8 protein-coding genes are annotated in these 10,452 nt (G+C 65.6%); all 8 read left to right on the forward strand.

Annotation, left to right across the window (positions count from 1 at the left end):
• Window positions 1-33: 33 nt before the first annotated feature.
• Complete coding sequence (locus ASD14_RS01715; RefSeq protein ID WP_056127939.1) at window positions 34-2,106, forward strand: prolyl oligopeptidase family serine peptidase; 2,073 nt, start codon at window positions 34-36, stop codon at window positions 2,104-2,106.
• Between the two features lie 283 nt (window positions 2,107-2,389).
• Window positions 2,390-4,492 carry a S9 family peptidase gene (locus ASD14_RS01720; protein WP_056128874.1) on the forward strand — a complete coding sequence of 701 codons (2,103 nt, stop codon included), beginning with the start codon at window positions 2,390-2,392 and terminating at the stop codon, window positions 4,490-4,492.
• 324 nt (window positions 4,493-4,816) lie between these two features.
• Window positions 4,817-5,083 (forward strand): lipoprotein, encoded by a 267-nt coding sequence (locus ASD14_RS16600; protein WP_056127942.1) that lies wholly within the window; start codon window positions 4,817-4,819, stop codon window positions 5,081-5,083.
• The gene (gene dapF, locus ASD14_RS01730; protein WP_056127945.1) at window positions 5,076-5,972 is read left to right on the forward strand and encodes a diaminopimelate epimerase; all 897 of its coding nucleotides are present in this window, start codon (window positions 5,076-5,078) and stop codon (window positions 5,970-5,972) included. The genes ASD14_RS16600 and dapF overlap by 8 nt, the downstream gene beginning before the upstream one ends.
• Entirely contained in the window at window positions 5,969-6,643 is a 675-nt protein-coding gene (locus ASD14_RS01735; protein ID WP_056127948.1) for a DUF484 family protein, read from the forward strand. The genes dapF and ASD14_RS01735 overlap by 4 nt, the downstream gene beginning before the upstream one ends.
• Before the next feature lie 271 nt (window positions 6,644-6,914).
• Entirely contained in the window at window positions 6,915-7,790 is an 876-nt protein-coding gene (gene xerC, locus ASD14_RS01740; protein WP_056127951.1) for a tyrosine recombinase XerC, read from the forward strand.
• A 459-nt stretch (window positions 7,791-8,249) separates the two neighbouring features.
• Window positions 8,250-8,801 (forward strand): ATP-dependent protease subunit HslV, encoded by a 552-nt coding sequence (gene hslV, locus ASD14_RS01745; RefSeq protein WP_056127955.1) that lies wholly within the window; start codon window positions 8,250-8,252, stop codon window positions 8,799-8,801.
• Window positions 8,802-8,992: 191 nt separating this feature from the next.
• Window positions 8,993-10,390 carry an ATP-dependent protease ATPase subunit HslU gene (gene hslU, locus ASD14_RS01750; protein ID WP_082538665.1) on the forward strand — a complete coding sequence of 466 codons (1,398 nt, stop codon included), beginning with the start codon at window positions 8,993-8,995 and terminating at the stop codon, window positions 10,388-10,390.
• Window positions 10,391-10,452: the final 62 nt, after the last annotated feature.

Here is a 10,452-nt window from a genome sequence, read left to right on the forward strand (position 1 = left end):
GCGGCCTCCTCCGCGATCCTCTCCCTCGGCATCATGGCGGCCACGACCGCCGCCCACGCCGAGGATGCTCCGAAGATGAAAGACCCCGCCGACCCGTTCGCCTGGCTGGAAGAGGTCGAAGGCAGCCAGTCGCTGGACTGGGTCCGCGCGCAGAACGCGAAGAGCGAAGCGGCCCTCGCCGCGACGCCGCAGTTCCAGCAGCTGGAAGGCGACATCCGCGCGATTCTCGACTCGACCGCGAAGATCCCCGGCGTCGAGAAGATCGGCGCCTACTACTACAACTTCTGGAAGGACGCGCAGCACCAGCGCGGCCTGTGGCGCCGCACCACGCTCGAGGAATACCGCAAGCCGGAGCCGAAGTGGGAAACCGTGCTCGACATCGACGCGCTCAACGCCGCCGAGAACGCCAAGTGGGTCTGGCACGGCGCGCAATGCCTCAAGCCAAAGTACGAGCGTTGCCTGGTCGCGCTGTCGCCCGGCGGCTCCGATGCCGACGTCACCCGCGAATTCGACCTCACCACCAGGACCTGGGTGGAGGGCGGCTTCGAGCGCCCCGAAGCCAAGGGCGGCCTGGGCTGGATCGACCAGGATCGCGCCTACGTCTATACCGACTTCGGCAAGGGTTCGATGACGCCGTCCGGTTACCCGCGCATCGTCAAGGAATGGAAGCGTGGCACGCCGCTCAGCGCCGCGACCACCGTGTACGAAGGACAGGCCGACGACATGTACATCGCCGCCTTCCACGACGACACGCCGGGCTTCGAGCGCAACTTCGTCAGCCGCACGCTTGCCTTCTACAACGACGAGCTCTACCTGATCGGCGAGGGCGGCAAGCTCGCGAAGATCGACGCCCCCAATTCCGCCAACAAGTCCGTGCACAAGGAATGGCTGCTGCTCGAACTGCGCGACGCCTATGTGGCCGGCGGCAGGACCTTCGCCGCGGGCAGCCTGATCGCGACGAAGTTCGATGACTTCATGGCCGGCAAGCGCGAGTTCACCACGCTGTTCGCGCCGACGCAGCGCAGCTCGCTGGCGAGCTATGTGTGGACGAAGAACCATCTCGTCCTCAACGTGCTGGAAGACGTGAAGAACCGCCTCAGCGTGCTCACGCCAGCGACCAGCGGCGAGTGGAAGAGCGCGCCCTTCGCCGGCGCGCCGACCATCGGCACCGTCAGTGTCGGCGCGATCGATGCGGACGAAAGCGACGCCGTGTGGCTCACCGTCACCGACTACCTCACGCCGACCACGCTCGCGCTCGCCGATCTCGCCTCCAACGCGCAAGCGGAAGTGCTGAAGTCCAACCCGGTATTCTTCGACGCCGGCAACCGCGTCGTCGAGCAGCACTTCGCGACCAGCAAGGACGGCACCAAGGTTCCGTACTTCATGGTGAAGCCGAAGAACCTCAAGCTCGATGGCAGCGCACCGACGCTGCTATACGGCTACGGCGGCTTCGAGATCTCGCTGACGCCGGGCTATTCCGGCAGCGTCGGCAAGGGCTGGCTGGAGAAGGGCGGTGTGTATGCCGTCGCCAACATCCGCGGCGGCGGCGAATACGGTCCGCGCTGGCACCAGGCCGCGCTCAAGGCCAATCGCCACAAGGCCTACGAAGACTTCGCCGCGGTCGCGCAGGACCTGATCGCGAACAAAGTGACGTCGGCGAAGCACCTGGGCGTGCAGGGCGGCAGCAACGGCGGCCTGCTCACCGGCAACATGCTCACGCAGTATCCCGAGCTGTTCGGCGCGGTCGTCGTGCAGGTGCCGCTGCTCGACATGAAGCGCTACAGCCACCTGCTCGCGGGCGCGTCGTGGATGGCCGAATACGGCAATCCCGACACCACCGACTGGGAATTCATCCAGAGCTTCTCGCCGTACCACCTGTTCGATGCGAAGAAGAACTACCCGCCGGTCATCTTCATGACCTCGACCAAGGACGACCGCGTCCATCCGGGCCATGCCCGCAAGATGGCGGCGAAGATGCTCGAAGCCGGCAAGGACGTGACCTACTACGAGAACATCGAAGGCGGCCACGGCGGTTCGGCGAACAACGCACAGGCGGCGCACATGAGCGCGCTGGCGTATACGTTCCTGTGGGAAAAATTGAAGTAAACGCAACCCACGCCGCCATCCGCCGCAGTATTCGTGTGTTGCTCGTCATTCCTGCGAAAGCAGGAATCCAGTGCCTTGAAGATCATGAAGACGCTGGATCCCTGCTTTCGCAGGGATGACGAGCATGGGCGAATCGACTGATCCGGCGGTATCCTCGGACGGGCGCTACGGCGCCCGTCTGTCGTTCCAGCTCCCGACGGCCATTGCGCACCGCCATTCCGGACCCCATTCCATGACGACGTTCCGATCCCTGCTGGCCACGCTGTTCACGAGCACGCTGCTGATGACCACTTCGCTTTCGATTGACACCGCCCACGCCGCCGACCTTCCGCAACCGCCCGACGCCGCGAAGAAGCCGCATGCCGTCAAGGCCCCGCACGGCGCCACGCGCAACGACGACTACTACTGGCTGCGCGACGACACGCGCAAGAACCCGCAGATGCTGGCGTACCTCAACGCGGAGAACGCCTACGCCGACGCAGTGATGAAACCGCTGCGTCCGCGGCAGGACCAGATCTACCAGGAGATCGTCGCGCGCATCAAACAGGACGACAGCTCGGTTCCGTTCCGCGAACGCGGCTACTGGTATTACACGCGCTTCGAGACCGGCAAGGACTATCCGATCCACGCGCGCCGCAAGGACCTGATGACCGCGCCGGAGGAAGTGCTGCTCGACGTCAACACGATGGCCGAAGGCAAGGAATATTTCAGCGTCGGCGACTACGAGGTCAGCCAGGACAACCAGGTGATGGCCTGGGCCGAGGACGACGTCGGCCGCCGCCAGTACACGATCCGCTTCCGCAACCTCGTCACCGGCGATGTATATGACGACGTGGTCAAGGGCGTGTCGCCCAACCTCGTGTGGGCGGACGACAATCGCACGCTGTTCTACGTCGAGAACGATCCGGAAACCCTCCTCACCGTGCGCGTGAAGAAGCACGTGCTGGGCACCCCGGCCTCGCAGGACGAACTCGTCTACGAAGAGCACGACGACAGCTTCTACATGGGCGTCTCGCGCACCCGCGACGACCAGTACATCTGCATCGGCGTGAGCAGCACCGTGTCCGATGAAATGCGCTGCGCGCCCGCGGCGAACCCGGTTGATTTCGCCGTGCTCGCACCGCGCGAACGCGACGTCGAATACGACGCCGACCACCACGGCGGACGCTGGGTGATCCGCACCAATGCCCCGGATGCCAACGGCACGCCCGCCAAGAACTTCAAGATCGTCACCGCGCCGACCGGCTCGACCTCGCGCAAGGACTGGAAGGACTGGATCGCCGCGCGCGACGATGTCTACATCGACGGCTTCGAACTGTTCGACACCTTCACCGCGATCGCCGAGCGCTCCGAAGGCCTGGAGCGCGTGCGCGTGCTCAAGCCCGACGGCGCGTCCGAATTCGTCAAGGCGGACGAACCCGCGTACTCGATGGGCCTGGCGGTGAATGCAGAACCCGACACCGAGTGGCTGCGCTACAGCTACACGTCGATGACGACGCCGAACACCACCTACGAACTCAACACCAAGACCGGCGAACGCAAGCTGCTCAAGCAGGATCCGGTGCCGGGCTACGACGCGAGCCTGTACGTGACCGAGCGCCTGTGGGCCACCGCGCGCGACGGCACGAAGATCCCGGTGTCGCTGGTCTACAAGAAGGGCTTCAGGAAGGACGGCACGGCCGCGCTGCTGCAATACGGCTACGGCAGCTACGGCGCATCGATGGATCCTGGCTTCAACAACGGCGTGGTCAGCCTGCTCGATCGCGGCATGGTGTACGCCATCGCGCATATCCGCGGCGGCGAGGAAATGGGCCGCGCGTGGTACGAGAACGGCAAGCTGTTCAAGAAGCAGAACACCTTCACCGACTTCATCGACGTCACCGATTTCCTGGTGAAGGAAGGCTACGCCGCGAAGGACCGCGTCGCCGCGCACGGCGGCAGCGCCGGCGGCCTGCTGATGGGCGCCATCAGCAACATGGCGCCCGACCGCTACCACGTGATCCTCACCGAAGTGCCCTTCGTCGACGTGGTCACCACGATGCTCGATCCGAGCATCCCGCTGACCACCAACGAATACGACGAGTGGGGCAATCCGGAGAAGAAGGAGTACTACGACTACATGCTGTCGTACTCGCCCTACGACAACCTGAAGGCGCAGGCGTATCCCGCGATGTTCGTCGGCACCGGCCTGTGGGATTCGCAGGTGCAGTACTACGAGCCCGCCAAGTACGTGGCGAAGCTGCGCGACGTGGATACCTCCGGCCACACCGTGATCTTCCGCACCAACATGGACGCGGGCCACGGCGGCAAGTCGGGCCGCTTCCGCCGGCATAAGGAACGCGCGGAAATGTACGCGTTCATGCTTGACCAGCTCGGCGTGAAGTAATCCGCCGGATGCGAGCGAAGTAGTTGGGCCCTGAAGTAAGCAGTTCGTCCTGAAGTAGGCAGCGCTCCCGCTCTTCCCCCTCCCTTTCGCCGAAGGCGAAGGGGGAGGGCCGGGGAGGGGTGCTCCTAGCTCCGGCTGTTGCTGCTTCGTAACGTGCGCTGCGCGCACGAGCCACTCGTTCGCACGGGGTACGTTGAAACAGGCGTCTTCCCAACGCAGAGAGGGGACCTGGCGCGGTAAAAGGCAGGTTCCTCGCTGCGCTCGGGATGACAGCGGTAGCCGCACGCTAGCGATAGCCGCAGCGCCCCGCGCTACACTCCCCGCATGAACCAGACACTCCGTATCGCCTTCATCGCCGCCTCCCTGGCCCTGCTGGCCGGCTGCGGCAACAAGGGCCCGTTGGTACTGCCGACGCCGCCCGCACCGATCGACCCAGCCACCGTCCCGGAAACCCCGGCGGAAGCCACGCCCGCAGAAACGCCAGCCACCGAGCCCGCGGTCGAAGGCACCGAAACACCCCCGGCGGAAACGCCTGCAGAAACACCCGCCGAACCCGCGACACCGCCCGCCGATGACGACGGGAATGGCTGAAGCCGCTTCGTCGTCCGCCACGCCCGCAACGCACGGCGCGCGCGCGTTGCGCTTCAGCAAGATGCACGGCGCGGGCAACGACTTCGTCGTGATCGACCTGCGCGACGGCAACACCACGCTCGACGCCGCGCTGTGCCGCGTGCTTGGCGACCGCCACATCGGCGTGGGCTGCGACCAGATCCTCACCATCGAAGCACCGCGCAGCGCCACCGCGGTGGCGAGTTACCGCATCTGGAATTCCGATGGCTCGCTCGCGCGCCAGTGCGGCAACGGCGCTCGCTGCGTCGCCGCGTGGCTGCTGCGCGAAGGCACGGCAAAAGGCGATGCTTTCGAGGTCGACAGCCCGGTCGACACCCACCACGTCACGCGCCTGGCCGACGGAAGCTTCCACATCGCCATGGGCGTGCCGCGCTTCGCACCGCAAGACGTGCCGCTGCGCGGCTTCGCGCAAATGCAGGACGAGTACACGCTGCAAATCGGCAGCGAGAGTTTCCGCTTCGGTGCCGCCTCGATGGGCAACCCGCACGTCGTGCTCGAAGTCGCCGACATCGCCACTGCTCGCGTCGAAACCATCGGCCCGCTGCTGCAATCCCAATCCGTATTCCCCGATAGCGCCAACATCGGCTTCGCCCAGGTCGAATCGCGTGACCGCATCCGCCTGCGCGTGTACGAACGCGGCGCCGGCGAAACGCTCGCCTGCGGCAGCGGCGCCTGCGCGGCCGCCGCGGTGCTGATGAAGCGAGGCCGCGTCGATCGCGAAGTCACCATCGCCTTGCCGGGCGGCGAACTGCGCATCGCATGGCCGCGCAACGATGCGCCGATCACCATGGCCGGACCGGCCGCCTTCGTCTTCGAAGGCAACTTCCTGACAGGAGCAGTGCCCGCATGACAGACGTGACGGAAAAACTCGGCGCGCACGAAATCGCCGCGTGGCTGCGGCGCCATCCCGGTTTCCTCAAGCAGTTTCCCGACCTGGCGCTGAGCCTCGTCGTGCCGCGCGACGAGGGCCCGGCCGCGTCACTCGCCAGCTACCAGCTCGACGTACTGCGCGACAAGAACCGCGAACTCGCGCGCCGCCTGCAGGAACTGTTCGGCAACGCGCAGGAAAACGAGCGCCTCGCCGTGCGCACGCACCAGCTCACGCTCGCACTGCTGAAGCAGGACAACGCCGCCGACACCTTGCGCGCGATGGCGGCCACGCTCAGCGAAGACTTCAACGGCGACCTCGTGCGCATCGTGACGTTCGCGTCGGTGCCCGGCATGGAAGAAGCCGACTGGTTGCAGCACATTCCCGCCGATGACGCGCGCCTGCACGCCTTCCGCGACTGCATCGCCGACAGCGAACCGCTGTGCGGCCGCCTGCAACCGGAAAAGAACGCGGTGCTGTACGGCATCCGCGCCGAAGAAGTGCAGTCGAGCGCGCTGCTGCCGGTGCCGGGCGTGGGCCTGGTGGCGGTCGGCAGCCACGATGCGAACCGCTTCTTCCCCGGCATGGGCACGCTGTTCCTGCGCATGATGGGCGAGGCGCTGGGCGTGGCGTTGCAGAGGTATGTGCGTTAACGCTTTTGTTCGTCATTCCCGCGAAGGCGGGAATCCCGTCTTCGTTCTTGCTCGTCATTCCTGCGAAAGCAGGAATCCAGCGACTTTGGTTTTGATGTGTCCGCATAGAAGCAAGAGCAGAGGCACTGGATGACCAGCGCTTCGCGCTGTGGAAAAGCGCTTCCTGCTTTCGCAGGAATGACGAGCAAAAGCAACGACAAAACAGGCAAGCAAAAGCGAAAGGACGAGATTCCCGCTTTCGCGGGAATGACGAGCACAAACGGCGATCACCATGTCCGCAGTTGAAGACTTCCTCGCCTACCTCGCCGTCGAACGGCAGATGTCCCCGCACACCCTCGACGCGTACCGTCGCGATCTCACCGCCGTCGCCGCGTGGGCCGCCGACAAAGGCCATGGCGACATCGCCACCCTGCACACCGAACAGCTGCGCGGCTTCGCCGCCGACGAACACCGCCGCCAGCAATCGCCCAAGAGCATCCAGCGCCGCCTCTCCGCATGCCGCAGCTTCTACACCTGGCTGCTCAAGCACGGTCGCATTGCCGCCAATCCCGCCGCCTCGATCCGCGCACCCAAAGCGCCACGCAAGCTGCCGCAGGTGCTCGATCCCGACGAAGCCAAGGCGCTGGTCGAAGTTCCCACCGACGCACCGTTGGGCCTGCGCGATCGCGCGTTGCTGGAGCTGTTCTATTCCTCCGGCCTGCGCCTGAGCGAACTGTGCGCATTGCGCTGGCACGATCTCGATCTCGAAGACGCGCTCGTCACCGTGATCGGCAAGGGCCGCAAGCAGCGCAGCGTCCCGCTCGGATCGCACGCACGCAACGCCTTGCACGAATGGCGCGCCTTCACCGGCGCTACGAACGACTCGCACGTCTTCCCTGGCCGCAACGGCGCGATCACCCCGCGCGCGATCCAGCTGCGCGTGCGCCAGCTCGCGCAGCAGCAAGGCCTGTTCAAGCGCGTGCACCCGCACCTGCTGCGCCATTCCTTCGCCAGCCACATCCTCGAATCTTCCGGCGACCTGCGCGGCGTGCAGGAACTCCTCGGCCACGCCGACATCGCCACCACGCAGATCTACACGCACCTGGATTACCAGCACCTCGCCAAGGTGTACGACGCGGCGCATCCGCGCGCGAAGCGGAAGAAGTAGCCGCGCAGTGAAGCTGATGACCCTTCGCCCCGCTTGCGGGGAGAGGGACAGCGTTGCGCAGCAACGCAGGGTGAGGGGCGGAGCACCGCGTTGCTATGCAGAAGAAGCAACCGCAAGGGCGCCCCTCACGCTCCAAGGGTGCTTCCTCCGGCGCGTCGCCCTGCGGGCACCTTCTCCCCGCAAGCGGAGAAGGATGAGAGTTCCCCGCATCCATGTCGCCGTTTCATTTCCCCTCGCCCCGCTTGCGGGGAGAGGGACAGCGTTGCGCAGCAACGCAGGGTGAGGGGCGGTCGTGCAACCCTTCCCGCAGCCCTGCCTTGCAAACACAAGGTGAAGGAACACCCTCTCCACAACCCGTCGCGCACCATCGCGGCCATGCGCAAAAAAACGGCATGACTTCCCACCCGCTTGAACCCCAGCGCACCGCCCCCAATTCCGGTGGACCCCACGGAGAAACCCATGGATCCCAGCCGCAACCCCGATGTCTTCCACGCCACGACGATCGTGTCCGTGCGCCGCAACGGCCGCGTCGCCGTCGCCGGCGATGGCCAGGTCACGCTCGGCCACACGGTGATGAAGTCGAACGCGCGCAAGGTGCGCCGCCTCGGCCGCGACAGCCAGGTGCTCGCCGGGTTCGCCGGCGCGGCCGCCGATGCATTCACGCTGTTCGAACTGTTCGAAGCCAAGCTCGAAAAGTACGGCCAGCTCACCCGCGCTGCCGTTGAACTGGCGAAGGAATGGCGTACCGAACGCCGCCTCGGCAAGCTCGAGGCGTTGCTCATCGTCGCCGACAGGGAAACCTCGCTGATCGTCGGCGGCACCGGCGACGTGATCGAACCCGAAGACGGCATCGTCGCGATCGGCTCCGGCGGCCCTTACGCACTCTCGGCTGCACGCGCACTCGCCGCGCACACCGAACTCGATGCGAAAGCCATCGTCACCGAAGCGCTCAACATCGCCGGCGACATCTGCATCTACACCAACCGCAACATCGTGGTGGAAGAGCTATGAAGTCCGAAGTCACAGTCATTGCAGCGCAGCTGTTGTCGCGGTTGCCGTTGCTTGTCATTCCCGTGAAGGCGGGAATCCAGTGACGTTGTTCCGCCCATAAATTCCCGAAGCTCGAATCCAAAAACGCCAAGTCGCTGGATTCCCGCCTACGCGGGAATGACGAGCAAAAACTCCCGATTCCCGAGCCCACCATGTCCCCCAAACCCGATACCACCTCCTCCACGATGACCCCGCGCGAAATCGTGCAGGAGCTCGACAAGCACATCGTCGGCCAGCACGCTGCCAAGCGCGCCGTCGCCATCGCACTGCGCAACCGCTGGCGCCGCATGCAGCTCGCTCCCGAGCTGCGCGACGAGGTGATGCCCAAGAACATCCTGATGATCGGCCCCACCGGCGTCGGCAAGACCGAGATCGCGCGCCGCCTCGCCACGTTGGCGAATGCGCCGTTCGTGAAGGTCGAAGCCACGCGCTTCACCGAAGTCGGTTACGTCGGCAAGGACGTCGAGCAGATCGTGCGCGACCTCGCCGACACCGCGGTGAAGATGTACCGCGAGCAGGCCAAGCAGCGCGTGCGCACGCAGGCCGAGGAGCGCGCCGAAGACCGCATCCTCGAGGCGCTGCTGCCGCGCCGCGCGGTGACCCTGTTCGGTTTCCAGGGCGATCCGGAAGGCGTGCAGAACGACGACCCGCCGAAGGAATCCGAAGCCGACGACAAGACCCGCGCCAAGCTGCGCAGGCAACTGCGCGCGGGCGAGCTCGACGATCGCGAGATCGAGATCGACTTCGCCGTGAACGTCGGCGTCGACATCATGGCGCCGCCCGGCATGGAGGAAATGGGCCAGCAACTGCGGCAGATGTTCTCGCAGGTGGCCGGCGGCAAGACGCACAAGCGCACGCTCACGATCAGGGCCGCCCGCACCCAGCTGATCGAAGAAGAAGCCGGCAAGCTGGTGAACGAGGAAGACGTGCGCGCCGCCGCGGTGGAAGCCTGCGAACAGCACGGCATCGTCTTCATCGACGAGATCGACAAGGTCGCCCGGCGCAGCGACTCCAACATGGTCGGTGGCGACGTCAGCCGCGAAGGCGTGCAGCGCGACCTGCTGCCGCTGGTCGAAGGCTCCACCGTCAGCACCAAGTACGGCTCGGTGAAGACCGACCACATTCTTTTCATCGCCTCGGGCGCGTTCCATCTTGCCAAGCCGTCCGATCTCATTCCCGAACTGCAGGGCCGCTTCCCGATCCGCGTCGAACTCGGTGCGCTGAGCAAGGACGACTTCGTCCGCATCCTCACCGAACCCAAGGCCGCGCTGACCACGCAGTACGTCGAACTGCTCAAGACCGAAGGCGTCTCGCTCGAGTTCGCCCCCGACGCCATCGACCGCCTCGCCGAAATCGCCGCGACGGTGAACGAGCGCCAGGAAAACATCGGCGCCCGCCGCCTGCACACCGTGCTCGAACGCCTGCTCGACGTCCTCAGCTTCGAAGCCCCCGACCGTGACGGTTCATCGATAACCATCGACCGCGACTATGTCGACAAGCACCTCAACGAACTGGTGAAGGATCCGGACCTGAGCCGGTACATCCTCTGAACCCTCAGTCCACCTCCCGGCGGCTTCTCTTGCCCTTCGCCACGGGCGAAGGCAAGGGTACC

Source organism: Lysobacter sp. Root494 (assembly GCF_001427225.1).
Taxonomy (GTDB): Bacteria; Pseudomonadota; Gammaproteobacteria; order Xanthomonadales; family Xanthomonadaceae; genus Agrilutibacter.

What these genes read in the sequence shown, in the direction of transcription:
- ASD14_RS01720 (WP_056128874.1), top strand. Translation starts at nt 2,390, where the DNA reads ATGACCACTTCGCTTTCGATTGACACCGCCCACGCCGCCGACCTTCCG.
- ASD14_RS01735 (WP_056127948.1), top strand. Translation starts at nt 5,969, where the DNA reads ATGACAGACGTGACGGAAAAACTCGGCGCGCACGAAATCGCCGCGTGG.
- hslV (WP_056127955.1), top strand. Translation starts at nt 8,250, where the DNA reads ATGGATCCCAGCCGCAACCCCGATGTCTTCCACGCCACGACGATCGTG.
- ASD14_RS01715 (WP_056127939.1), top strand. Translation starts at nt 34, where the DNA reads ATGGCGGCCACGACCGCCGCCCACGCCGAGGATGCTCCGAAGATGAAA.
- ASD14_RS16600 (WP_056127942.1), top strand. Translation starts at nt 4,817, where the DNA reads ATGAACCAGACACTCCGTATCGCCTTCATCGCCGCCTCCCTGGCCCTG.
- xerC (WP_056127951.1), top strand. Translation starts at nt 6,915, where the DNA reads ATGTCCGCAGTTGAAGACTTCCTCGCCTACCTCGCCGTCGAACGGCAG.
- dapF (WP_056127945.1), top strand. Translation starts at nt 5,076, where the DNA reads ATGGCTGAAGCCGCTTCGTCGTCCGCCACGCCCGCAACGCACGGCGCG.
- hslU (WP_082538665.1), top strand. Translation starts at nt 8,993, where the DNA reads ATGTCCCCCAAACCCGATACCACCTCCTCCACGATGACCCCGCGCGAA.